Consider the following 24,507-nt stretch of genomic DNA (forward strand, 5'->3'; position numbering starts at 1 on the left):
GCGAAAGCGCCTTTTTTACAACTCGATTTTGAGTTTTTTGTTAAGCGCATCAAAGCGTGGTTGAACCTTCTCAATAGCGTCGGTGCAGGGGTCACTCGATGACAACAGTCTGTCCGTCAGCCTGAATGCAAGCAGCGATAAGCCCCCAGTCGCTATTGCCGCTCCACCTTCAAGTAGCATGCCTTCCGGGTCCAAACTGATTCTTGGGTTTGCCAGGGTTCCGCTCACGCCAACAAAGGGATTCACCAGCGAACCGATACTGACCCCCAACCCTTTCTGTGGAATCGCCCGGAATGTCGCGGATAACTTTTCGGTGGCCAGATCAATTTTGGCTTCGGCAATGATATTGAGTCGCTCAGTAGATTGCACAAGCAAGGGGTCGCCATTGACGACACCTCCCTTCACTTCGGCCAGTACTACGGTGCAGAGCGATTTCTGGGATTGCGATGTTTTCTGCAGGGGATTTACCGCATCGAGCAATTCCGTTAGAAAATCATTGGTAAATACCGATCCCAGTGAGGTGGGGATTCGACCCTCGCTACCGAGTAATTTCAAATAGCCATTCGTATTGCCAGCTAGTTTTCTGGTGGTTTCGCCCGTTCCGATGAGCAGCATGTCGAGACTGAATTTGGGCAGTGCATCTTGTTCCTCCTTTGAAGTGCCGGCAAGGTTCATCATCAATTGTTCGCCGGTAGCGCGGAGGGCAACGCGGGTACCTTTTTCTGCCGGAGTGACCGCACCACGAAACTGTAAAGCGCCTCGTATGCTGTCCGTGAGGGCTGCCGATGATATGTATAAACCTCCATCGAGTACCTGACCTTTTAAAGCAGCATCGCTTATCGTTCGGCGTGGGGTATCCACGCGGTCCACTGCGACTGAAAAACCAGCAGTGAGTGAATCTAGCCATGCAATATCGATGGTCTTTTCAGGGATTAGTCTGGCATTTTTGTCTTTCTTCTGCGGAGTATTTTTCAATTCATCGTCGTCTGAAATGTATCCCCTCAAATCGAGGAGCGGCGATGACAATTCAAGATTCACATGGGGCTTTTCTCCGGCGATAATTTCCATTGAGCCACCGATGCGACTGCCCTCCAGGGCGATCACCAACTCTGTCGCCTTCATTGCTTTTTTGGATCCGGCAAGTACGCTTCTTATCTGCAAAGGTTTAGCGGGTAGTGACTGATTGACAAGTGCAGAGAAGTTGCTCAGATCATCGATGTTGAGGTCAAGTTGGAGGTTCTTGCCGCTGTAGTTACCGTTGTTAATTGCATCTCCCTTTAAGTGCAGGCTATTTCCAGCGTAGCTCACGGTAAGGTCATTGAAATTCAGACTGTCACCTTGCCAGGACCCTTTTGTATTCAGTGCAACGGCTCCAGGTTTCAGTTTTCCAGAGTCGAGGGTCGGCCGGATAAGCATGTCGAGTCCTGGTGCCTCGCCGACGACTGAAAAAGTGCCACTGGCAAGGTCGGTCCCGCTAATGACACTCCCCTCAAGCTTCAGATCTCCTGTTCGCATTCGCACATCGCCGATACTGATCTGCTTCTGCTCGATTTCGACCTTACCCTGAAGGCTATAGTCGGCATCAAGTAAAGCGGGTGCAATCCATTCTGGTGTACTTTCTGGTGGGAGAAGGCCGTTGAGATTGACTCCTGCGATGCGAAGTTCCAGTTGCCCCTTGTCAAAGGCCTCGGTGAGCCAACCGTCCCAAAGAGCGCGATGTTCATTCCAATCCACTCGACCGTCGTTAACCCGCCATTGATCAGTGCGTCGCTCGACGTGCATCGATGCGGTCAAAGTGCCGTCCAGTGATGACCATGTTGGCGGGAGTCTCCGTGCGAACATCCCGCGGCTAAAGTGCGGACTATTAAACTGAAGTTTAAGCTGACTATCCTCCAGTCCCGCCTTTTTGGAGAGTGCACCGGTTACCGCAAGTTGCTCGTCGCCAATTCTGGCAACTGCTGAATTAAGTGAAACAGAGTCTGAATTAATTAGAAAATCGGCATCGGCCTGGAGCTGCAGGTCGGTTACTATCGGCAGATTAAATCGCTCTGCCAGCGCATTGACGTCAAAAACATTCAGCTCTATTTTCGCTTCACTACCCGAGAGACCAGGAGCATCAACAATTACTCCAGACCCTGTAGCTTCCCCCAGGTTTGTAATGACAGTACCAGCGACACTGGCCTCGCCGCCATTGCTATCGATCACAAAATCGCCATTCGCTTTGCCCACGAGCCGGGGGGGTAGAGTCAGGTAGTTGCCCAACTGCTCGATTTTCTCAGTCGCCACCTGAAGGGATACTTCAGCCGTCGCAGGGCGTGACATATCGGGAATTTCAGCCTGAAGATTCGCCTGTAAATCCCCCGCGGTTAGCCGCGATTGGTAAATGGACAGGCGATTGTTCTCTCGGCGTAGCTTTGCGCCCAGTGAGAAAGGGACAGAGGGCATATTGTCCTGGTTGAACAGTCGACCAATTTGCCGAATATCGGGTCCACTCGCCGCCATGGTCAGATTGGTCGTGGCCAATGACTTGATGTCACTGAAGTCACCATTACCCGTCACCAGAAACTCACCGAGATGGCCATTGAGATTAAAAAGCATGACATCAAACTGAGGGGTGATCTCCAATGAAACCGAGAGCGGACCGCGGGTAATCGTTTCTATGCCAATAATCTGGGTAACGTACTCGGTACTCGGGCCGTCGATGGAAAGAGAGGCAGTGGGTCGCTCCAAATTTTGTAAATCGACGAAACCGACTTCACCGCTAACGCTGACCTCACCGAGTTCAGCGTCAAGATTGAAGTTTACTTGCCGCAACCAGTCACGTGGTTTTTGCGGTACCGCCTGAAGGCCAACCGTAAACGGCGTCTCGGCGATTCTGCCATCGACTGATGCCTGTATCCCGGTGGTCTGGTTACGCTGCTGCAGCGAATCGACGATGACGAGCAATGGTTTGTCGCGCTCGGGCTCGTCGTAGGTGATTGTAAGGTTCCGCGCGCGGAGCTCGTTGACAATGACCGGAGATCTCCAACCCTCGGGAAGCGGCTCGTCCGCAGCGTCACCCTCAATGCCTGTTTGCCAGTTAGATTGGCCCTGCTCATCGATGCGCACATTGGCATCGACCCCAGTAACCTCCACATTGGAAATCAGCAGTGGTCTGTGAAATAGGCCGGCAATGGGTATGACAACGTTGGCTGAGTCAACGCGAGCGAGTGTGTCCAGCCGGGGTGCATTCTGAGACAGTAAAATTCCGCGGGCATCGATCACGATCTCACGCCCAAACTCGACATCGAGTTGCTCGAAACTTATCTGTCGATCGAGTGCATCACTGGCTATTGATTCAATTTGCGACTTGAATGGGCCTACTCCGACCCAAAGCAAGGCAAGAACCGCCAGTAACAGAATCGCTAGTAAGCCCAGGAAAAAGGTCGTGATCGGTCTGACCAAAGTGGTACCCCTCGTGTGGCTGGTCAATTGCGCACTACCATACCGCAGCTGGCGTTAATCAGCATTCGCGTTGGGCTAAAAAGTCGCGATAGGATAGGGCCGTGGTTAGCCGCGGCGAGCGTTTCAAATCGCCCAGGGCGAGTGGCCCATCGAATAGGAGATTGCTGTGCAGTTACCGAAGAATTTGGATCCAGAACTCGCTGTCGCCCTCGAGCCCGTGTTGGCTCATCCTGAAGCGCTGAATGTGGCCGGTGACCTCGCCGGTGTTCGCGCGATGCGCGGCGCAATGACCGATGAAGTCCTGGCAAGCTTTGCGATGCCGGACGGACTCACCCAGCGCAATATCAACATAACTCCTTCTTCTGGAGAAAAGCTCAAATTGGTGATGGTGGAGCCCATGGCGTTGCATGGTGAATCGGCGCCCTTGATTTATCTCATGCACGGCGGTGGCCTTGTGTTGGGCACCGCGGATCAGGATATTCCCCTGTTGGCTGAGTTTGCGCAGGCACTGCAGTGCAGGGCAGTTAGTGTGGACTACCGGCTGGCCCCTGAGACGACGTTCCCGGGGCCCATCGATGATTGTTTCGAGGGATTGGTTTACCTACTCAACAATGCAGGAGATCACGGGATCGACATTTCCAGGGTCGCCGTGGCCGGCATTAGCGCCGGTGGAACCCTGGCCGCGGCATTGGCAATGCGAATGCGGGATGAAACCACTTACGCATTGGCCGCACAGTGTCTGATCTACCCGATGTTGGATCAGCGAACCGCCGCAGAGCCCGGGGAGGGGGATGATTTTCTGATATGGCCCGGCGAGTCGAATCGATTTGGCTGGCAGTCGTATCTGGGCGACGATAATGCCCATGCGACTAATCCAATAGCGGTGCCCTCGCGCGCGGAGTCTCTGGGAGACCTACCCTCGGCCTATATTATGGTGGGCGGGTTGGATCTTTTTCTCGACGAGAATATCGACTACGCCCGGCGACTGACGGCCGCTGACGTGCCTTGCGAATTGCATATCTATCCGGGTTGCGTGCACGGATTTGACGCTTTGGCGCCCGACGCCAATGTATCCCGGCGCTCACGCCGTGAGGTACTGGAGTTTCTTGCGCGCAGTCTGGGTTGCTAAATGTCCAGTTCCGCTGTCCGCCCTATATCCAGTCCTGTGGTGATCCCTAACTTTGCGACGCTGTGGCAGTCGATGCCCGGAGCCACGGCTTTGAAGCGGCGGCTTATCAGGGGTCTGGCTGGCGGGTTGCTGCTATTCGGTGCTTCATCGGTAGTGGCGTGGTCCGATCATGCGAGTCTCGTCTGGCCTCTGGTGAGAGTACTTCCAGATCTAACCGATCAGTCGGTACCGGCGGAAACACTGGAGTCGTTCGTAAAGGCCGAGTCCGAAGGGCTTGCCCGGATGCTGGAAGCACAGGAACAGTGGTCACGCCGGCATTTGGCCGATTATCGTAAACGGCCGTCGAGCCTCAGGTTTGATCCGCGGTCTCAGCGACCGGTAACGGACTTCCTCGAGGCGATCCGGGTTAACCCCACGCTGGAGTACCCGCTTTATCGGCAGCTGACTTCGGAAGATCGCCTTGAGGATGCGGGGCGGCTCCAGTTTTCTGATCTGAGCTTTCTGACGCCCGGCGTGTCTCATCGCGAGGTCGAGTATGTGCCGCTTTTACCGGGGCAGGCGGTTGCCGTGGCGCATGTGGTCGCCAGCGCCAGCGATGAGCCCGATTTCGGTATTGATGTCGGTCTTTTTTCTGACAACCAAACAGCGTTCGGTGCTCGATATGGCTTCGGTCCACAACCCTTTGGCAACCCGAATCTGGATTACGGATCACAGGCCCCATTCCATATGGGTTTTTATCACCTTGATTGGCTGGTGCGAACCGTACAGCCCCAGTTATTGCAAACCTATCCGGCGTGGCGAATCGCTCTGTACGAGCGGTTGGCCCAATTCGCCTTTGATACCGGCCATCCCTACTGGGGTTGGCGTTTTGCCGGTTGGGCACTGCACTACATCGGCGATCTGACCCAGCCGTATCACGCACAACCGCTGCCAGGCGTCAGTACTATGAAGGCCTTGTGGCTGGTGGTATCCGGCGGGACTGCCGATGCCATACAGCTGGTATCAAATCGCCATGGGGTGCTGGAGTCTTATCAGCACCAGCGGCTGACCCGGCCAATGCAGCAGGGTCAATGGTCAGACCCTCTGCTGCAAACCATCGCCGAGCCAGAAGAGGTCCCTAGCTATCACTGGTCAATCATCCGAGGCGCACTGACCGCCTCCAGTGTGGCAGCGGGGGCCGGGCTCGATACCCGGTTGGAGACCACGATGCCGGTGCATCTGGTTTCTGACCCCTCATTTGAATGGGTGGGGTCAGGTCTGGAGTCCGAGTTAATTGAACGACTCGAAGCGGAGGTGGGCGCTGATGCGATGGCGGAATTTGACCAGACCCTAATGCAGCAGATGGGCCGTTTCTCGCGCTATGCGCGGGCGTGGCTACAGTGGACTTTGGCGGCGCAGGAAACCGCTGAAAAAAAAGATGCGCAGGGCGACGGGAATCCTGTATTGGGTCCGTAACAGTATTAACGCGAATAGCGCGTTATCCACTACTGGAGGAAAACCCCATGCGAAAGAATTGTGCAAAATCTCCCGCCTCGTTGGCGTTATCATTTTCGGTGCTTGGCGCAGCGCTCTTGCTATCGCCATCGACCCTCGCTAGTGATCACTCCGAGCGGCAGAAGCCTGACCCCGATCGAGTGATCGACCACCTCGACACCGATGGCGATCGTTTGTTGAGTCTCGATGAATTTCGGTTGCCACCAAAGGGTAGGGGCAGGCTGTCGAAAGCCGATGCTGACGGTGATGGCAATATCACCGTTGAGGAAATGGAGGCGGCATTGGCCAGCCACGTGCGTGACGATGAGGAGCAGGCTCGATCACGCTTTGATGAGGCAGATGGTAATAATGACGATGTGGTCACCGCATTGGAGTTGAAAACCCTCGCGTTTGAGCGGATCGATGCCAATAGTGATGGCTACCTCTCGGTTGATGAGTTTGAAGCTATGAAACCGCGGCAGGGTCAAAGACACCCGAAGTCCGATCGATCCAGCGAAGGTTCCTAAGGCCTGCCGTCGGTGCCTGAAGATGATGCGATACTGATGCAACGTATTGCTCGGTCGCAGGACCGGCGCGCTTTTGCCGAAGTGGCAAACCGCCATATTGCGCCTATCGAACGCTTCGCCACGCGTATGCTGGGTGATGTAGCGAGAGCTCAGGACGTCACTCAGGAGGTTATGCTCAAGGTCTGGCTGCGAGCGAATGAATACCACTCCGGTAAAGCACGGCTCACGACTTGGCTTCACCAGATTGCACGTAATCTGTGCATTGATCAGCAGCGTGCAACCGCGCGTCTGAGCGCCTGGCAAGAGCAGGATCAGGAGCAGGCGCTATCTGCGGTGGCTGATGATAGGGGTGCGGATGTCAGTGGCCTTCTGATGTTATTACCCGAAGCCCAGCGCAGTGCCTTGGTATTGACCTATTATCAGTCCCTGACCAACCGCGAGGCGGCTGAGGTGATGGGGCTTTCGGTACGAGCCCTTGAGTCGCTGCTGGTTCGTGCGCGGCGAAGTCTTAAACGTCACCTGGAGGTGGCGCCATGAATGAAAAAAGAGTGAAAACCCTCATTGCGGCCTATGGCGGTGACCCGATGCGTTGGCCTGAAGATGAGCGCGATCAGGCGCTCACGCTCTGTCATCGCAGCGCGACGCTGCAGCAGTTGATAAAGCAACAACAGAAACTGGACGGGGCGCTGGACGACTCGCTTTTAACTAACGGCCTTTCGGTCGAGTCGATCCTGGAGATGACTACGCCACCCGCCCGGCCAGTCGATGCCACAACATCTGAAAGTGACTTTTGGAATTGGCTGCTGCCGACGTCCGCATACCAATGGTGGAAGCCGGCCGTATTGGCATCCGCGCCCCTGTTACTGGGTATTGTCATTGGAGTGAATTACACCGAGGAGTCTACCGACTGGAGCGCACTCGATTCCATTGTATTCAGTCCGGTAGCGCTGGGAGAGAATTATGAATAGTCGATTTTGGCTGACGGCGGCCTTGCTGGTGTCGCTGTCTGTGAACCTGGTCGTGGCCGGTATTGTTATCGGGCGTGGTGTAGGTGGCAGCGAGCGGCCACCCCCCCTGGAATGGGCGATCAAGCCCTTGGATGCGGAAATTCGCGAGCAACTACGACCCGTACTTCGGGCTCACATGAGCGATATGCGCACCCGGCGGGCGTCGATGAGAGAGCGCAACGACACGCTTCTTGAAGTGATCAATACGGATCCTATGGATCCACAGGCGCTGGAGGCAGCGTTACTCGCCCTCCGGCAGGAGACGGCACGCTATCAGGAACTGATGCACGGGATCGTGCAGGACGTCGTGAGCGACTTGCCCCGAGAGCAGCGTCAGCAGGTACTGGGGATGTTATTGCATCAACGTGGTGAACGCGGTGTAAAGCCACTGCGATCCGGCGCGGAGCCGTCGCGCTTTCCGCCGCCACCCAGATGAGACGGTGCGAAAATTGCCGGATCGCGGGCTTTACTGTTTGACGTTTGCTCGCACGATTCGCGCTTTTTGGCGCTCCCAATCCTTTGCTTTCTCGGTGTCGCGCTTGTCGTGCTGTTTTTTACCCTGAGCTAATGCAATCTTCGCCTTCACCAGATGCCCCTTCCAGTAAAGCGCTGTGCACACACAGGTTTGGCCTTTGGCGGACACAGCAGCGTTAATCTGCGCCAGCTGTTTTTTATGCAGTAACAGTTTTCGTGTTCGCGTGGGGTCGCTGACGTAGTGGGTGGATATCGTATCCAACGGCGTGATTTGTGCACCCAGTAAATAGGCCTCGCCGTCTTTCATCAGTACATAAGAATCGGTCAGTTGGCACTTGCCGGCGCGAAGCGCCTTGACTTCCCAGCCAGCCAGTGAAACGCCCGCCTCAAAAGTGTCGAGGAGATGATAGTCGAACCGCGCCCGCTTGTTTTGGGCAATGGTGTTATCAAATTTTTTCGCTTTCTTTGCTTTGGCCATCGCCAGATTATAGGCGGCTGAAGCGGGCTTGTCGGGGTCTCGCTTTATTTTTCTTGCTGCCCTCGAGTCCTGGGGTTAAGTAGTTGCTGGTTGAATGGGTCCTCTCAGCGGTAGACTGGAAGCCTATTTACGCTCGGAGTTCGCCGTGCTCGATAACAATATTCCGAGACCCTGGCAGGGGCGCACAACGCTGGTTTTCGCGTTGGCCGCCGCCGCTGTGGGTATCGGTAACGTGTTTCGGTTTCCCGTGATGCTCGGCGAGTATGGTGGCGCCCCCTTCTTCATGGTGTATGTGGCCGCGTTGCTATTACTGTCGATGCCTATTCTGGTCGCTGAAGTGGTCATTGGCAGCCACGGGCGTGGATCGCCGATGAATGCCGCCCGCTGGTCCACGGATACAGCGGGTCGATCAGTGTTTTGGAGCTATCTCGGTCCTCTGCAAGCCACCGTGGGCCTACTTCTGGCAGCGGAGTTGGTCGTCATTATGGCCTGGATGGTAGACCGGGGTATGGCATTACAGTCGGGTGAACTTGCCGCAGCGAGCGCCAATGAGGTGGCCGATCGCTTCTTGTCCATGACGGAGGACAGCGGTCGACAGCTTGTCGCTATTTTGGCGGTTGTGGCTGCCGCCGGTGTGGCGGCCTCCCTGGGGCTTCGAATCGCCATGGTTTTGCTGGCGTGGCTGTCGTTGCCCACCATAGGCATCGCTTTTGCCGGTCTTCTTGACTACACACTCACCTACGGCGATCTGGTTTTGGCCCAGGAGTTTCTGTTTGCCAGAAATTATGAGGCGCTGACGCCACCGGGCGTTATGGCGGCAGTTACCTGTGCAATGTACACCCTCGCTGCAGGTGTGGGTGTGGGGCTCTGCTTTGGCGCGCGAAGCCCCAGAAATCTGCCGATTTTGAGGTCAGTGGCGGCTGCTGTGGTACTGGATCTCGCCTTTGCCGTAACGCTCGCGATCATCGTCGTTCCCCTTTTGTTCGCGAATAATGTCGCACCCTCCGGTGGACTGCCACTACTGTTCGTGAGCATCTCCTATGCCTTCGCAAACCTTCCCCTGGGCGAGTTTTATGGGGGGCTATTCTTCGCGGCATTACTGATCGCCTCATTCGCCGCACTGGTGGCGTTAATTGAGCCGGCCCTGCTTATATTGCGACGCAATGCCAGTCTCACTCGGCTGCGCGCCAGTGTCCTTGTCGCGGGTATCCTATTGATTACGGCCGCCGTCATTGCCTTTGTTGGCATCACGCTGATGACCAGACTCGATGACCTGATTGCCGGAGTACTGCTGCCACTGAGTTTACTGGGTATCGTGGCGTTTGTTGGCTGGCGAATACCCCGGCCGCTGGTTCGCGGTGAGCTTTTTCGTGAACCCTTCTGGTTGTTCATCATCTGGTGGGAGCTGCTGCGTCTGGTGGTGCCCTTTGCGCTGATCGGAGTCGTACTTTGGCATTGGCAATGACCCCCGGTGCCGGTCTGGGTTAGCATTACACCATGACAGTTATTGATCGCAGTGCATTGCTTCCCTACTCAAACCGAGAGCTCTTTGATCTGGTGGCGGATATAGAGAGTTACCCACGTTTCCTCAGTGGCTGCGCGCGAGCTGAAATCCTCGATACGTCGGGCGATACGGTAACCGCGCGACTGGGATTGTCCCGCGCCGGTATCAGCCATAGCTTTGTCACTCGTAACATTATGACGCCCCATGACCGTATCGACCTGACGCTTGTCGATGGACCTTTTGAGCGGTTTGCCGGTCAATGGGTGTTCAAGCGCCTGGCGGAAAACGCCAGCAAAGTCGTACTGACCCTGGATTTCCAGTTGCGCAGTGGGCTCATACATGCCGCTGCCGGCAAATTGTTCGACAGGGTCGCGCTGGATCTAGTAGACGCGGTGGTTCGGCGCGCAGGCCAGGTCTATGGGAAGAAGTTGGCGTGACCGGTACGATTCGAGTTGAAGTCGCTTACGCACTTCCCGACAAGCAGCATATAGCGAGCGTAGAGGTGGAGGCGGGCACAACAGCACTTGAGGCGGCGATGCGTGCCGGTCTGGAATCCGTCTTCGAAGATCTCGTCATCGACGATTCGGTGAAACTTGGGATATTTGGCAAGGCGGTGCCACAGGATCATGTGATGCAGGCCGGTGAGCGCGTAGAGATCTATCGCCCGCTAAAAATTGACCCCAAAGAGGTGCGTAAAGCGCGGGCGGCCAAGGCAAAGGCCCAGCAGGGGTAGAGCAGTAAATCCTCTTCTAGGAGGCTGCTGGGGTGTCCTCTGCGTCGGAATCGTCGTCCGCACCGGTATCTGGGGTTGATTCCTGCGCCCAGTCCGGTAGCAACGTACCCTCGAGATTGACCAGGACCTCGTCCTCAAAAAAGACTGTTAACCGGTGTTGCTCCAGCGTATCGATGCCATTTCTCAGGGTGTAGCGGTAGTCCCATCGATTTTCATGGAAGGTATCTTCGATCAGGGGGGTTCCCATGATGAATCTCACCTGACGAGGGCTCATACCGGGCTTGAGTTGCTGCACCATTTCCTCGGTGATGACATTGCCCTGCTCGACGTCGATACGATAGACCCCGGGAAATCCGAAGTTGGAACCGCAGCCCGTCAGCAATAGAGCCATAGCGACGCCGCCGGCGCGAACTAATTGTATTGGGTGGATCAGAGGCACATCGAACTTCCAAGACCGAGTCGAGACTGGCATCATACCGGACAATTACCCCCAACGAGAAACGCGCCATGCCCAATGAGAACGCTGACCTGCGCAAGGTCGGTCTTAAAGTGACGCTGCCCCGACTAAAAATCATGCAAATTCTCGACAGTGCGTCTGCGGCATCCGAACACCTCAGCGCGGAGGACGTCTACCAGCGACTGCGGGATGCGGGGGAGGATGTCGGCCTGGCAACGGTTTACCGGGTCCTGACCCAGTTCGAGAGTGCCGGTTTGGTGACACGACACAATTTTGAAACCGGACACTCGGTGTTTGAGATGGCCAGCGATGATCATCACGATCACATGGTTGATGTGGACAGCAACGAGGTCATTGAGTTCTTCAATGAGGATATCGAGCGACTACAACACACCATTGCCGAGGAGCAGGGTTTCGAGATTATCGATCACTCGTTGGTGCTCTATGTGCGGAAAAAAGGAAGCTCAGGCTGATTCCAGCATTTCCTGCGCATGAGCCACCGTACTTGCGGTGATCTTGACACCACCGAGCATTCGCGCGATCTCATCGATGCGTTCTCGATCGGTGATGACCTCAAGCTGCGTGCTGACCTCCGTTTTATTGCCGATTTTCCGCACACGCAAGTGATGGTGTCCCTTGGCCGCCACCTGCGGCAGGTGGGTGACGCAAAGCACCTGTACACGACCCGCAAGCCGGCATAACAGGTCGCCGACAATCTCGGCGACTCCGCCGCCGATACCCACGTCCACTTCATCAAAAATCATGGTTGGCGAGGTCGCGTTATCCGCCGCGACGACCTGAAGCGCCAGACTGAGACGGGACAACTCGCCACCGGAGGCGACTTTGCTCAAGGGTGCCGGTGCACTGCCCGGATTAGTCGCCACCAGAAAGTCGATGTCTTCAATGCCCCGTGGGTCGTGTGCACCAACATCCAGCGGAGATAGTAAAAGCTCAATACTACAGCCACCCATCGCCAGGTCTTCGAGAACCGCCATGGTCCGATCGGCGAGCTCCTGTGCCGCTTCGTGACGGGCGCGGCTGAGCGCTGCACTGTCGGTCTTGTACCGACCGGAAAGTGCGAGGAGCTCGTCGCTCAAACGCTCCACTTCCTCTTCGTCACCGCCGAGACCACTGAGCTCGTGCTCCAGCTCTACATGCCTTTCGGCCAACTGCTCCGGGAGCACGCGATGTTTTCGCGCCATGTCGTAGATGGCTTCGAGTCGGCTCTCGATTTCTCGAAGCCGTTCGGGCTCATAGTCGACACTTTCCGCATAGCGTGAGATCTCCTGATGCGCCTCCGAGAGCTGAATATCCGCCGAGTTGATGAGTTCACGAATATTGGTCACGGACTCCGAATCGTGGCGTTGATCGCCCATTTCTGCCAGAACACGACGCAGATGATCACCACTGGCCTCGCAGTTCTCGATCGCTGCCGAGGCACTTTCGAGCACAAAACCGACGTTGCCCAGCGCGCGCTGTTCCGCCTCGAGGGATTCAATCTCGTTACTGCCAAGGGCCAGTTCTTCAAGTTCGGCGACCTGATAGCGGAGTAAATCACGGCGTGCCGCGGCGGCATCGTTCTGGTTGCTCAGTGACTGTAGGCGCTCATTAAGCTGACGCCATTCGCGAGCGATCTCGGCAACCCTGAGCGACAGGTCCGTGACTCCGGCGAAGGCATCGAGCAGGGCCCGCTGGGTGGATTTGCGCAACAGCGACTGGTGTGCGTGCTGACTGTGAATATCGACGAGCAACGCGCCCAGCTCAGCGGCTTGCGCCAGTGTTGCCGGCGAACCATTGATGTACACCCTTGAGCGGCCCTCCTGGCTGACCACGCGGCGCAGAATACAGTCATCATCCACTGCCTCCAGCTCCCTGGTGAGGAGCCACTGGAGGGCCTCAGGAGCGTCCTCGAGTGAAAAAGTAGCGGTGATTTCGGCGCGCTTGGACCCGGGGCGGATAGCCTTGGGGTCGGCGCGATCCCCGATGCACAAGCCCAGCGCATCGAGCATTATCGACTTGCCCGCACCGGTTTCACCGGTGAGCACGGTCATACCCCCCTCCAGATCAATATCGAGTTGGTCGACGACGGTGTAGTTGGCGATGTGTAATTGCTTAAGCACGCTTAACCTGAGTGGGAGCAGACCCCCACTGTGCCCGAGTGATGTGGTGGCAATCAATCCCTGTGTGGCTGCTGACAGCCGATAAATGGAATCCCGACAACTTTGTGAGAATCTATTGTTTCGTTGGTCGTGATGCCACATCCTTACCGGGTGATATTCAATCAATGGACGCGACGGCTCAGCTCCACGAGGCTAGACGGGCAACAATGACCGAAAAAGCACTATCCACTCGATCCATCGACCTGTTGAAGACACTCGTGGAAATGCATATCCGCGACGGACAGCCTGTGGGCTCAAAAACGCTTCACGCTTCCAGTGGTCTGGCGGTGAGCCCGGCGACCATTCGCAATATTATGTCGGACCTTGAGGGACGCGGCTATTTGGAGTCCCCGCATACCTCATCGGGTCGCGTACCCACAGCCGCCGGCTATCGCTTCTTTGTGGACAGCCTGCTGCAGATACAGCCTCTCGATCCCCAGGCCATTATCGCTTTACGCGAAGAGCTCAACCCCAACCGATCGTCGGGAGAGCTGGTTCAGGCCGCATCGAGTGTGCTGGCGCAGATAACCACCCAGGCCGGCATCGTGACCGTGCCAAAGGCGGAAGCCAGGCAATTGCGCCAGGTCGAGTTTCTTCCTTTGTCGGATAACCGGGTGCTCGTGATTCTGGTGGTCAACGAGCGTGAGGTGCAGAACCGAATCATCCAGCTACCGAGAGCCCTGAGTGAGGACCAGCTCAAAGCGGCTGCTGATCTGGTGAATCAACGCTTTTCGGGTACCGATCTAGGCGACGTCAAGAGTCATCTGGTTCGTGAGATGGAGGAAGCCCGTAGTCGCATTGATGAGGCCATGGCGGCGGCCATGCAGATGGCGCAGGAGGCGCTGGGTCCCGATAACGAAGACGACGGCTATGTGGTGGCCGGGGAGGGACATCTTCTGGATTCCGCCAGTCCCGAGAATTTTGCCAAGTTACGCGAGTTATTTGATGCCTTTGAGCGAAAGCGTGATCTGCTGGATCTGCTGGAGCGATCCTCGCAGGCTGAAGGGGTTCAGATTTTCATCGGCGAGGAAGCGGGTTTTGAGGTTTTTGGCGACTACAGCGTGATTACGGCCCCTTACGGACACGGGTCCCAGCCCCTGGGTGTTCTCGGGGTTATCGGGCCCACGCGCATGGCCTACGAACGCGTGATTCCAATGGTGGATGTTACTGCCCGCATGCTGACCGCTGCATTGTCCAAATGACCCCTGGGGGCCGTCGGGCCAGGGGAGCCGACCCCTGCGCGTGTCCTATCCCCGATATCAACTCGACCGTCGATTAGAAACAAGCTTGGCTCTGGTCGTTTAAATCCGCCGCCGATACCCTGTTCTCGTCTCATTCCCGCGTTGTTGCGGGTCCCTGTAACCGCGTCTCGGGCTATGTCAAAACCGGTGCATTGGCCGCTTGAATTTCTGGCAGCCGTCCCCATGTTGCTCCTATGCGTTCAGGGTCGCTCACGAGACCCGACTACCCCCTATTGAGTGAGGCAATAATGGCTGAAGAAAAGACCGAGAGCGTTCAACCCACCGATCCGCCCGAAGAGGTTCTGGAAACCGGAGAGGCTGCGGCGGAATCCGACAACCCCACTAATGAGCCTGATGCCATCTCCGGTGAATCTGCCCCGGATGCGACTATCGAGCGGCTTGAGGCTGAGCTTGCAACGGCTCGGGAAGATGCATTGCGGGCCCAGGCAGACTCCATCAATGCCCGGCGCCGGGCGGAGCAAGAAGTCGAGAAAGCCCGGAAATTTGCCCTTGAGCGCTTTATTGGCGAATTACTGCCGGTAGTCGACAACCTCGAACGCGCACTTCAGGCCGCCGGCGGCGACGATCAGAACAGAGCCGTTGTTGAGGGCATTGAATTGACCCTTAAAAGCTTTACCGATGCGCTGTCTAAATCGGGTGTCGAGGCGCTTAATCCTGAGGGTGAGCCCTACGATCCCCAGACCGCCCAGGCAATGAGTATGGTGGAAAATGCCGATATGGAGCCGAATACGGTCGTGGCTGTTATGCAGAAGGGTTACCAGCTCAATGGCCGACTCCTGCGCCCTGCCATGGTCATGGTCAGCAAGGCCGCCAGTTAATTTCCACACAAAAAACCTTGAATTAAGCGAACCCGGACCCACATACAAAGCAACCGGCAAATATCAGCGCGAAGCAGTGCTTCGGCGAAAGGAGAGAGCAAATGGGTAAGATTATTGGTATTGACCTGGGCACGACCAATTCGTGTGTGTCTGTGCTTGATGGCGGGAAGCCGCGGGTCATTGAAAATTCAGAGGGTGGGCGTACCACTCCGTCTATCGTTGCTTACACTGACGATGGCGAGATTCTGGTTGGCCAGTCTGCCAAGCGGCAGGCGGTGACCAACCCGGAGAACACGTTGTTTGCGGTCAAGCGGCTGATAGGGCGCCGTTTTGAGGACGACGTGGTCCAGAAAGACATCAGCATGGTGCCCTACAAAATCATCAAGGCTGACAACGGCGATGCCTGGGTTAAGGTCAAAGACAACGCGATGTCACCTCCTCAGGTTTCTGCGGAAGTGCTCCGCAAGATGAAAAAAACCGCTGAGGAGTTCCTTGGCGAGACGGTCACGGAGGCGGTGATTACAGTTCCGGCTTATTTCAATGACTCCCAGCGGCAGGCTACCAAGGATGCCGGTAAGATCGCGGGCCTCGAGGTCAAGCGAATCATCAATGAACCTACTGCCGCGGCCCTGGCTTACGGCATGGACAAGGCAAGAGGTGATCACACCGTGGCGGTTTATGACCTCGGTGGTGGTACTTTTGATATCTCGATTATCGAAATTGCCGAAGTTGATGGCGAGCACCAGTTCGAGGTACTTGCAACCAACGGGGATACTTTCCTGGGTGGTGAGGACTTTGACCTGCGCCTTATCGAGTATCTCGCGGAAGAGTTCAAGAAAGAAAACAGTATTGACCTGCACAATGACCCGCTCGCTTTACAGCGTCTGAAAGAGGCTGCTGAGAAAGCGAAGATCGAGCTGTCCAGTTCGCAGCAGACCGAGGTGAATCTCCCTTATATAACAGCGGACGCCACCGGGCCCAAGCACCTGGTTGTGAAGCTGTCACGTTCGAAGCTCGAATCGCTGGTCGGAGAACTGGTCAAGCGGTCCCTCGAGCCAGTCAAGACTGCACTGAAGGATTCCGGACTGTCGCCAAGCGAAATCGATGATGTGATTTTGGTGGGTGGCCAGACTCGGATGCCGATGGTGCAAAAGACGGTTGCTGACTACTTTGGTAAGGAGCCCCGAAAAGATGTGAACCCCGATGAGGCGGTCGCCATGGGTGCGTCGATCCAGGGTGCGGTATTGGCAGGCGATGTCAAAGATGTCTTACTGCTGGATGTCACGCCGCTGACCCTGGGCATTGAGACCATGGGAGGGGTCGCTACGCCACTTATCGAGAAGAACACGACTATCCCGACCAAAAAGTCGCAGGTATTCTCGACGGCAGAAGACAATCAGACTGCGGTAACGATTCACGTTGTTCAGGGCGAGCGAAAGCAGGCGAGCGAGAATAAGTCGCTGGGACGTTTTGATCTGGCAGATCTTCCGCCGGCTCCGCGCGGTGTGCCACAGGTCGAGGTGACATTTGATCTCGATGCGAATGGCATACTCAATGTCTCCGCGCAGGACAAGGCCACGGGCAAAGAGCAGTCGATTCGGATCACAGCCTCAGGTGGGTTGAGTGAAGAAGAGATCGAGAAGATGGTCTCTGATGCCGAGGCGAACGCTGAAGCCGACAAGAAGTTTGAGGCGCTGATCGTTGCTCGCAATGCCGCCGAGGGTATGGCCCACGCCGCGCGTAACACGCTTCAGGAAGCGGGCGAACATGCAACTGATGACGAACGTCAGGCTATCGAAGCTGCGATTGCCGAAGTCGACGAGGCTGTAAAGGGCGAGGACACCGAGGCGATGGAAGCGGCGACGGGCAAGTTGACCGAAGCCACTGGAGCGGTGGCGCAGAAGATGTACGCTGCTCAGCAGGCCTCTGGTGAAGGAGCTCAGGCGGGTGCTGGTGCTGATGCCGGCAGCAGCGAAAACGACGATTCTGATGTTGTCGATGCCGAGTTCGAAGAGGTCAAGGACGACGAAAAGAAGTAATAGAGTGAGTGCGGCGAGTGCCTCTGATGGGGTGCTCGCCACGCCGTCCGGCTCGGTTTAACGGGCATGTAAGAACAACGGTTTTTGGACGCGGGCTTTGAGAGCCCGCGTAGTTGTTTTAGAAATAGCAGACGAGTGCCATATGGCTAAGCGCGATTATTACGATGTGTTGGAGGTGGATAAAACCGCCGACGAGAAGGATATCAAGAAGGCGTATCGTCGCGTCGCGATGAAGTTCCATCCGGATCGTAATCCTGATGACGCTGACGCGGATGCCAAGTTCAAGGAGGCGACCGAAGCCTACGAAGTACTGACAAACGCCGAGAAGCGCGCTGCCTATGATCAATTCGGTCACGCCGGTTTGGAGGGCGCTGCTGGTGGTGCCGGAGGTTTCCAGGGCGGTAGTTTCAGCGATATCTTTGGTGATGTTTTTGGCGATATTTTTGGTGGAGGTGCCGGCGGAGCCCGCGGTGGCCCACAGCGCGGTTCCGACCTTCGTTACACTCTGGAGATCTCTTTGGAGGATGCCGTCCGCGGAAGCACCAAGGAGATACGCGTACCGACGCTACAGCACTGTGCCACCTGCGATGGCAGTGGTGCCAAACCGGGTACAACGCCCGTCAGCTGCGGTAGTTGCGGTGGCAGCGGCCAGGTTCGTATGCAGCAGGGTTTTTTCCAGGTTCAGCAAACCTGTCCCAAGTGCCGGGGTCGGGGTAAAACCATTTCTGACCCCTGTCGTGACTGTCACGGCCATGGCCTGGTAGAGAAGACCAAGACATTATCGGTGAAAGTACCTCCGGGTGTGGATACCGGTGATCGTATCCGCCTCAGTGGAGAGGGTGAAGCCGGGCCTGCAGGTGGTCCTCCCGGTGACCTGTTCGTTCAGGTCGCGGTTAAGCAGCACAGTATATTTGAGCGCGACGGGCGACACCTGTATTGCGAAGTACCCATCAGTTTTACGGATGCCGCCCTGGGTGGCGAGTTGGAAGTTCCAACCCTAGACGGACGGGTCAAATTGAAAATTCCTGCGGAAACCCAGACCGGTAAATTGTTCCGGCTAAGGGGTAAGGGCGTACAGCCGGTTCGTGGCGGTCCTGTGGGCGATCTGCTCTGTCGCGCTGTGATTGAAACACCGGTGAATCTGGATAAAAAGCAGAAGCAATTACTCGAGGAGCTCAGGGGTTCCCTCACTGCCGGTGGCAACGATCAGTCGCCGCGCCAGAGCAGCTGGTTTGAGGGCGTGAAGAAGTTCTTTGATGGAATGACGCCATGACCACTCGGGTGGGTATTCTTGGTGCTGCCGGTCGCATGGGTAAAATGCTCATCGAGGCGATAGCAGAGAGCCCCGACTCGGTGGTGTTGGCGGCGGCGCTGGAGCGGCCAGAGTCGACCCTTCAGGGCGCAGACGCCGGAGAGCTGATTGGCTCGGGAGCAATAGGGGTCGTGGTTTCAGCCGATCTTGCTGCGGCCTTGCAGCGAATCGATGTGTTAATTGATTTCACGACGCCTGATGCCACGCTGGAGAGCGCTCGTCTGTGTGCCGACGCTGGTGTGGCTATGGTGGTGGGTACGACCGGATTAAGCTCGAGCCAGGAGGCAGAGTTTCGTAGCCACGGTTCGCGTATCGCCTTGTGTAAAGCCTCAAATTTCAGCTCCGGCGTTAATGTCGCCTTCAAATTGATTGCTGAGGCGGCGCGCGCTATGGGTGACGATGTCGATATCGACATCATCGAAGCTCACCACCGGCACAAGGTCGATGCGCCCTCCGGTACTGCATTGAGTATGGGTGAGGTGGTTGCTGACACCCTGGGTCGCGATTTGAGCCAGGTCGCTGTTTACGGTCGCGAGGGTCAAACAGGCGCGCGACCGCGAGAACAGATCGGCTTTGCCACGATTCGTGGCGGCGATATCGTCGGTGATCACACGGTTTTGTTTGCCGCCGACGGTGAGCGCCTTGAGATAACGCACAAGGCAAGTTCCAGGATGGCCTTTGCTCGGGGCGCGGTGCGCGCCGCCGCCTGGGTGGCTCAGCAGCCGGCAGGCTGTTACGACATGCAGGATGTACTTGGTTTTAGGGAGAAAGCACTGTGAACGCTGCGGAACATATCGTCGAAGTCAATGAAAGCAATGCGCAGCAGCTGCTGATCGACGAGTCATTCAATCGGCCGGTAGTCGTCGATTTCTGGGCGGACTGGTGTGAGCCCTGCAAAACCCTGATGCCGTTGCTCGAGAAGTTGGCGGTGGAGTACGACGGCGCATTTCTGCTGGCGAAAGTAAACGCCGATGAACAGCAGGGCCTGGCTGGTCAGCTGGGGGTCAGAAGCTTACCCACGGTAATGGTTATCAAGGAAGGCCAGCCGATTGACGGTTTTGCGGGAGCGCAGCCGGAAACACAGATTCGAGAGATGTTGCAGAAGCATCTGCCCTCACCTTACGAGGCTAAGCTTGAGGAGGCGAATCGGCTCGCCGAATCAGGCGATATTGCCGGTGCGCTGGGTATTGTTCGACCCCTATGGGAATCGGCGGGAAAGCCGCAGGATGTGACCTACGCTCTCGCCGCGATCCTTATACAGGGCAATCGCTGTGATGACGCTGAGGAAGTTTTGTCCGTGGTGCGTATGGCTGATCAGGATGCGGGCTACGAGCAGCTGATGGCACAAATCGAACTCAAGCGTGAAGCGGCGAAATCTCCCGAGGTCGAGGCACTGGAGCAGGCGCTGGCAGCAGACGAGTCCGATCATGCAACGCGGGTCAAACTGGCTGTTCAGTTGAGTCAGGTCGCGCAGTATCGAGACGCCTTCGAGCACCTTTTAGTGGTGATGAAAGCCGATCGTGACTTCGGCGACGGCGAGGCCAAGCGACTCTATCTGGATACGCTGGCAACTGTGGGTAAGGGCGATCCGCTCGCAGCCGAGTACCAGCGTAAGCTCTTTTCGCTACTCTATTAGCGATCCGCGTTCCCATGAAGACGCTCTGCGGGTTCGTCGCAGGGCTTGGCGGCGGATAGCGGCGGAGCTTCGTCGCGGCGTGCTATTAGAACCTGATGGCTCTTTCGGTGCAGAGGCGCCGATAAACGATACTACCCTCAACCTGCTCGCACACTTACCGACCCGGCACCCGGATGGGTTTGTGGGTGACCACTTTTACTCGCGACTGAGCGACGCATATTTTATGCGGCCCGGGGGGTTGCTTGCGCAAGCGCTTTCGAGAAGGTGGATGCCCGATTGGCGCTGTGATTGTTGACCGCGTCACTCGGGAAATCGTCGGGAAAGGGCACAATACACTCGTCCAGGAAAATTATCCGTACAACCATCGGGAAACGGCCGCTATCCGAGAAGCTGGCCACATTGACTTCAGTCGCTGTGTTTTGGTGACCACCCTGAGTCCCTGCGATATCTGTGCGCGCCTGATTATTATGCGCCAGTTCCCACACCCCATCGTCGGTGATGTCACGAATGCCAAGGGGAATGAACAATTGCTGAGAGATCACGGTATTCAGGCCGATGTTCCCGACTACGCTGTCGGTATCGCCCTCTATCAGCATGAAAATCCAGACCTGGAACGTGAGGACTGGCTGGGTCTGGGTGCCCATCAATCTCAGTAGAGGTCAGACCGACGGCCTCGCCGGCTTCAGGACATAGGGTTTGGTCGTCGGCGGATGGCTTCCAGAGCCATCATGATTGAGATACCGCGCAGGTATTGATCCCGCTAACCCCCAATGACGCCAAAAAAAGCCCTTGCAAACCCGGGTTACTTTGCCTACATTCCTTTGCGTAAGAAAACATACTCCATGTTCAAATTTAGCTGGCGGTGACAATCTCATGGCCTCTGGGGTGGGTACAACGACAACGAGGACGTTATGGATATTGCATTCTCACCGGAAGATCTGGCGTTTCGCGAAGACGTTCGCCAGTTTCTCGATGATCAATTTACTGACGAGTTACGCACTCGTCTGCAGAGCAAGGACTTTAAACCGGCAATGGTGGAGTGGCAGCAAAAGCTGTATCGCCGTGGCTGGGTGGCGCCCAACTGGCCTGAGGAGCATGGCGGAACCCACTGGACGCCGACGCAGAAGTATATTTTTGAGACCGAGCGCTCATTGCGTGGCATCCCGGATGTTGTTCCGTTTGGTCTGGTTATGGTGGCCAATGTGATCATTGGCTTTGGTACACAAGACCAGAAAGACTATTTTCTTCCGAGAATTCTCAAGAGTGAGGATTGGTGGTGTCAGGGGTATTCGGAACCAGGATCCGGCTCGGACCTGGCTAGCCTGAAGACGAAGGCGATTCGCGATGGTGACGATTTCATCATTAACGGCGCCAAGATCTGGACGACATACGCCCAGTATGCCGATTGGATTTTTTGCCTGGTTCGAACCAGCAGCGCAGGAAAGAAGCAGGAGGGCATCACGTTCATCCTGGTCGATATGGCGAGCGAGGGCATTAAGGTAAACCCTATTCATTCGATTGATGACCATCACAGTTTGAACGAAGTCGAATTCAACGATGTTCGCGTGCCTGTCAACAACGTAATCGGTGAGATTGACCAGGGCTGGACTGTGGCGAAGGCACTGCTCGCCCACGAGCGAACCGGAATCGCCGGTGTTGCGGATGTTAAACGCAATGTCCGTTTGATCCGAGAGGCGGCGACTCAAGAGGTCAACGGTGGTGTGTCTGTGATGCAGGACCCCGGCTTCCAGCAGCGCCTGTCGGATATCGAGGTCGAGCTTATGGCACTCGAATTTACCGAGTTACGAACGCTGGCGGCGATGGCAAAAGGCGGGTTCCCCGGTCCCGAATCCTCGCTTTTGAAAATCAAGGGTACCGAGCTGCAACAGGCGACGCAGGAATTGCGCATGGAGTTGGCTGGCTACTATCAAGGTGTGCTGCCGACCGATCTAGACCCCACGCTTCTCGGTCATGAGTTCGGATCAGAGGCCCGACGATCGTTCATGTACGGTCGAGCCGCCACCATTTATGGCGGCTCGAACGAGGTTCAGAAGAATATTATTGCCAAGTACGTGCTTGGTCTTGAATAAAGGCATTGGAGTAGATACGCAATGAACTTTGATTTTACAGAAGAACAGCAGATGATTCGCGACTCGATCGCGCGCTTTGTTCAGGATGACTATGACTGGGACACCCGTAAGGCGATAGTGGCTTCAGAGGCGGGTATGGCTCCAGCGAATTGGCAGACATTTGCCGAGCTGGGATGGTTGTCAATTCCGTTCGCGGAGGCCGATGGTGGCTTTGGTGGCGGTATTGTGGATTCCGCCGTCATTATGGAAGAGTTGGGTAAGGGGCTTGTCGTCGAGCCTTACTTTCCAACGGTGATCCTGTTCGGGGGACTTATCACCCGGGCAGGTTCGGAAGCGCAGCGGGCCGCCATGCTCAGCGCACTCATCGAGGGTCGGCTGCTGGGCGCTTTTGCTTATCTGGAGCGACAGAGTCGTTTCGAGATCGGAGATTGCAGGACGGTTGCGTTACCCGATGGAGAAGGCTATCGACTCAGTGGTGAAAAAGTGGTCGTCTTTAACGGCGAACATGCAGAACAGATGGTGGTTCTGGCGCGAACGAGCGGTGAGCAGTGCGACCGGGAGGGTCTTTCCCTGTTCGTGGTAGACGCGTCGGCAGAGGGTATCTCTCGCTTCAACTACCCCTTAATGGATGCGCAGCGCGTTTCGAATATCACGTTTGACAACGTCCGTCTTGAAGCCCATACCCTGTTGGGTGACCTCGGTAACGCTATGGATGTGGTTGATGCCGTGGTACGCGAGGCGACTATCCTGCTCGCCGCCGAGGCGGTGGGTATCATGGGCCTCCTGAACCAGAAAACCCTTGAGTACACCAAAACGCGTCAGCAATTCGGTGTTGCTATCGGCTCCTTCCAGGCGTTACAGCATCGTATGGTGGATACCATGATGGCTTATGAACAGGCCAAATCACTGCTGTTTCGCGCGCTCTGCGAGCACCAGGAAGACCCTGAGCAGTCAGCTACCACGGTTCATGCTCTCAAGACGCTGATTGATCGAAATAGCAAGCTCATCTACGGTGAAGCCATTCAGTTACACGGCGGGATGGGGCTGACCGATGAGCTTGATATTGGTCACTATGCCAAGCGGCTTATGATGATTAACACCACATTTGGTGATGGAACGTTTCATCGCGCCCGTTACGCCGAGCAAGCGTATGCCGCGTGAAGCTGGCTGATAAGGTTTGCGTCGTCACGGGTGCCGGCAGTGGTATTGGCCGGGCAATCGCTGAACGTTTTCATGCAGAGGGCGCGATCGTCGCTGTTGTCGACCGTGATGAGCAATCCGCCAAAGCCTGTGCCACGGCTTTGGATGGAATGGCTTTTGCGGTTGATGTAAGGGATGAAGCCCAGATGGCCGCTATGGTTGCCGAGGTCGAGCGGATTTATGGCCATATCGACCTGTTTTGCTCCAATGCCGGAATCCTGGCTACCGATGGCGAGCCCTGGTGGGCGACTTCAGCATCCAATGCGGTGTGGCAGGCAATGTGGGAAGTACACGTCATGGCGCATGTGTATGCTGCGCGGGCGTGTCTGCCACGAATGATCGAGCGAAAGCGGGGCTATTTTCTCAATGTTGCGTCTGCCGCGGGGTTGCTCAATCAAATCGGCGATGCGGCTTACTCAACGACCAAGCATGCGGCGGTGGGCTGGGCTGAGGCGCTGGCGATCACCCATGGTGATGATGGCATCAAGGTGTCCTGCGTATGTCCCCAGGCGGTGGATACGGAAATGATTGCCGGTATCGACAATGGAGGCACCGCAGGGCTCGACGGTGTTCTTACCACCGAGGCTGTCGCAGCCGCGGTTGTGGAGGGTGTCGATCAGGAGACCTTTCTAATCCTGCCCCATCCACAGGTGAACGAGTATCGTGTCATGAAGGCTGAGAACTACGACCGCTGGATTGGTGGCATGAAGAAATTGCGTAGACTGTTCGGTAATCCTAAACTCTCCTGAAATCACTTCAGGCTAA

General features: G+C 56.3%; 24 protein-coding genes. 20 read left to right on the forward strand and 4 right to left on the reverse strand.

Annotation, left to right across the window (positions count from 1 at the left end; translation table 11 throughout):
* Positions 1-15 precede the first annotated feature (15 nt).
* Positions 16-3,444 carry a hypothetical protein gene (locus NOR51B_RS08640; protein WP_009020429.1) on the reverse strand — a complete coding sequence of 1,143 codons (3,429 nt, stop codon included), beginning with the start codon at positions 3,442-3,444 and terminating at the stop codon, positions 16-18.
* Positions 3,445-3,610: 166 nt separating this feature from the next.
* Between NOR51B_RS08640 and NOR51B_RS08645 the strand changes: the two genes are divergently transcribed.
* The 6 genes from NOR51B_RS08645 to NOR51B_RS08670 are packed head-to-tail and all read left to right on the forward strand — an operon-like array spanning position 3,611 to position 8,016.
* Positions 3,611-4,573, forward strand: coding sequence for an alpha/beta hydrolase (locus tag NOR51B_RS08645; RefSeq protein WP_009019102.1), 963 nt, complete (start codon positions 3,611-3,613; stop codon positions 4,571-4,573).
* Positions 4,574-6,028, forward strand: a complete 1,455-nt coding sequence (locus NOR51B_RS08650) for a hypothetical protein (RefSeq protein WP_195891486.1) — start codon at positions 4,574-4,576, stop codon at positions 6,026-6,028.
* Between the two features lie 47 nt (positions 6,029-6,075).
* A complete protein-coding gene (locus NOR51B_RS08655; protein ID WP_050759443.1) occupies positions 6,076-6,573 on the forward strand; it encodes an EF-hand domain-containing protein in 498 nt (165 codons plus the stop codon).
* Positions 6,574-6,585: 12 nt separating this feature from the next.
* Positions 6,586-7,110, forward strand: a complete 525-nt coding sequence (locus NOR51B_RS08660; RefSeq protein ID WP_009019456.1) for a sigma-70 family RNA polymerase sigma factor — start codon at positions 6,586-6,588, stop codon at positions 7,108-7,110.
* Positions 7,107-7,541, forward strand: a complete 435-nt coding sequence (locus NOR51B_RS08665; protein ID WP_040481964.1) for a hypothetical protein — start codon at positions 7,107-7,109, stop codon at positions 7,539-7,541. The genes NOR51B_RS08660 and NOR51B_RS08665 overlap by 4 nt, the downstream gene beginning before the upstream one ends.
* The gene (locus NOR51B_RS08670) at positions 7,534-8,016 is read left to right on the forward strand and encodes a periplasmic heavy metal sensor (RefSeq protein ID WP_009019455.1); all 483 of its coding nucleotides are present in this window, start codon (positions 7,534-7,536) and stop codon (positions 8,014-8,016) included. Before NOR51B_RS08665 ends, NOR51B_RS08670 begins: the two co-directional genes overlap by 8 nt.
* Before the next feature lie 30 nt (positions 8,017-8,046).
* Here the strand turns inward: NOR51B_RS08670 and smpB are convergent, their stop codons facing one another.
* Complete coding sequence (gene smpB, locus NOR51B_RS08675; protein ID WP_009019705.1) at positions 8,047-8,532, reverse strand: SsrA-binding protein SmpB; 486 nt, start codon at positions 8,530-8,532, stop codon at positions 8,047-8,049.
* 94 nt (positions 8,533-8,626) lie between these two features.
* On the opposite strand from smpB, the gene NOR51B_RS08680 reads away from it, so the two are divergent.
* The 3 genes from NOR51B_RS08680 to NOR51B_RS08690 are packed head-to-tail and all read left to right on the forward strand — an operon-like array spanning position 8,627 to position 10,769.
* Positions 8,627-9,997: a sodium-dependent transporter gene (locus NOR51B_RS08680; RefSeq protein ID WP_009020052.1), complete on the forward strand. Its 1,371-nt coding sequence runs from the start codon at positions 8,627-8,629 to the stop codon at positions 9,995-9,997.
* A gap of 32 nt (positions 9,998-10,029) precedes the next feature.
* Positions 10,030-10,473 (forward strand): type II toxin-antitoxin system RatA family toxin, encoded by a 444-nt coding sequence (locus NOR51B_RS08685; protein ID WP_009018974.1) that lies wholly within the window; start codon positions 10,030-10,032, stop codon positions 10,471-10,473.
* Entirely contained in the window at positions 10,470-10,769 is a 300-nt protein-coding gene (locus NOR51B_RS08690; protein WP_009019258.1) for an RnfH family protein, read from the forward strand. Before NOR51B_RS08685 ends, NOR51B_RS08690 begins: the two co-directional genes overlap by 4 nt.
* A gap of 16 nt (positions 10,770-10,785) precedes the next feature.
* Here NOR51B_RS08690 and NOR51B_RS08695 read toward each other — a convergent pair whose 3' ends face one another.
* Complete coding sequence (locus tag NOR51B_RS08695; protein ID WP_009019195.1) at positions 10,786-11,160, reverse strand: outer membrane protein assembly factor BamE; 375 nt, start codon at positions 11,158-11,160, stop codon at positions 10,786-10,788.
* A gap of 116 nt (positions 11,161-11,276) precedes the next feature.
* Between NOR51B_RS08695 and fur the strand changes: the two genes are divergently transcribed.
* Entirely contained in the window at positions 11,277-11,699 is a 423-nt protein-coding gene (fur, locus tag NOR51B_RS08700) for a ferric iron uptake transcriptional regulator (RefSeq protein WP_040481965.1), read from the forward strand.
* Here the strand turns inward: fur and recN are convergent.
* Complete coding sequence (recN, locus tag NOR51B_RS08705; protein ID WP_009019021.1) at positions 11,691-13,346, reverse strand: DNA repair protein RecN; 1,656 nt, start codon at positions 13,344-13,346, stop codon at positions 11,691-11,693. The genes fur and recN overlap by 9 nt on opposite strands.
* Positions 13,347-13,552: 206 nt before the next feature.
* Between recN and hrcA the strand changes: the two genes are divergently transcribed.
* The 10 genes from hrcA (at position 13,553) to NOR51B_RS08755 (ending at position 24,491) form a co-directional block, all read left to right on the forward strand.
* Positions 13,553-14,587 carry a heat-inducible transcriptional repressor HrcA gene (hrcA, locus tag NOR51B_RS08710; protein WP_009021649.1) on the forward strand — a complete coding sequence of 345 codons (1,035 nt, stop codon included), beginning with the start codon at positions 13,553-13,555 and terminating at the stop codon, positions 14,585-14,587.
* Between the two features lie 287 nt (positions 14,588-14,874).
* Positions 14,875-15,465 (forward strand): nucleotide exchange factor GrpE, encoded by a 591-nt coding sequence (gene grpE, locus NOR51B_RS08715; protein ID WP_040481966.1) that lies wholly within the window; start codon positions 14,875-14,877, stop codon positions 15,463-15,465.
* A 101-nt stretch (positions 15,466-15,566) separates the two neighbouring features.
* Positions 15,567-17,504: a molecular chaperone DnaK gene (dnaK, locus tag NOR51B_RS08720; protein ID WP_009021584.1), complete on the forward strand. Its 1,938-nt coding sequence runs from the start codon at positions 15,567-15,569 to the stop codon at positions 17,502-17,504.
* Between the two features lie 142 nt (positions 17,505-17,646).
* The gene (dnaJ, locus tag NOR51B_RS08725; RefSeq protein ID WP_009020431.1) at positions 17,647-18,777 is read left to right on the forward strand and encodes a molecular chaperone DnaJ; all 1,131 of its coding nucleotides are present in this window, start codon (positions 17,647-17,649) and stop codon (positions 18,775-18,777) included.
* Positions 18,774-19,595, forward strand: a complete 822-nt coding sequence (gene dapB / locus NOR51B_RS08730) for a 4-hydroxy-tetrahydrodipicolinate reductase (protein WP_009020926.1) — start codon at positions 18,774-18,776, stop codon at positions 19,593-19,595. Before dnaJ ends, dapB begins: the two co-directional genes overlap by 4 nt.
* Entirely contained in the window at positions 19,592-20,452 is an 861-nt protein-coding gene (trxA, locus tag NOR51B_RS08735) for a thioredoxin (protein WP_009020318.1), read from the forward strand. Before dapB ends, trxA begins: the two co-directional genes overlap by 4 nt.
* A gap of 242 nt (positions 20,453-20,694) precedes the next feature.
* Positions 20,695-21,108, forward strand: coding sequence for a nucleoside deaminase (locus tag NOR51B_RS15250; protein WP_009021260.1), 414 nt, complete (start codon positions 20,695-20,697; stop codon positions 21,106-21,108).
* A gap of 255 nt (positions 21,109-21,363) precedes the next feature.
* Positions 21,364-22,542, forward strand: a complete 1,179-nt coding sequence (locus tag NOR51B_RS08745) for an acyl-CoA dehydrogenase family protein (protein ID WP_009018919.1) — start codon at positions 21,364-21,366, stop codon at positions 22,540-22,542.
* A gap of 21 nt (positions 22,543-22,563) precedes the next feature.
* Positions 22,564-23,703, forward strand: a complete 1,140-nt coding sequence (locus tag NOR51B_RS08750) for an acyl-CoA dehydrogenase family protein (RefSeq protein ID WP_009019913.1) — start codon at positions 22,564-22,566, stop codon at positions 23,701-23,703.
* Positions 23,700-24,491, forward strand: coding sequence for an SDR family oxidoreductase (locus NOR51B_RS08755; RefSeq protein WP_009021494.1), 792 nt, complete (start codon positions 23,700-23,702; stop codon positions 24,489-24,491). Before NOR51B_RS08750 ends, NOR51B_RS08755 begins: the two co-directional genes overlap by 4 nt.
* Positions 24,492-24,507: the final 16 nt, after the last annotated feature.

It is taken from the genome of Luminiphilus syltensis NOR5-1B, assembly GCF_000158175.1.
Lineage (GTDB): Bacteria > Pseudomonadota > Gammaproteobacteria > Pseudomonadales > Halieaceae > Luminiphilus > Luminiphilus syltensis.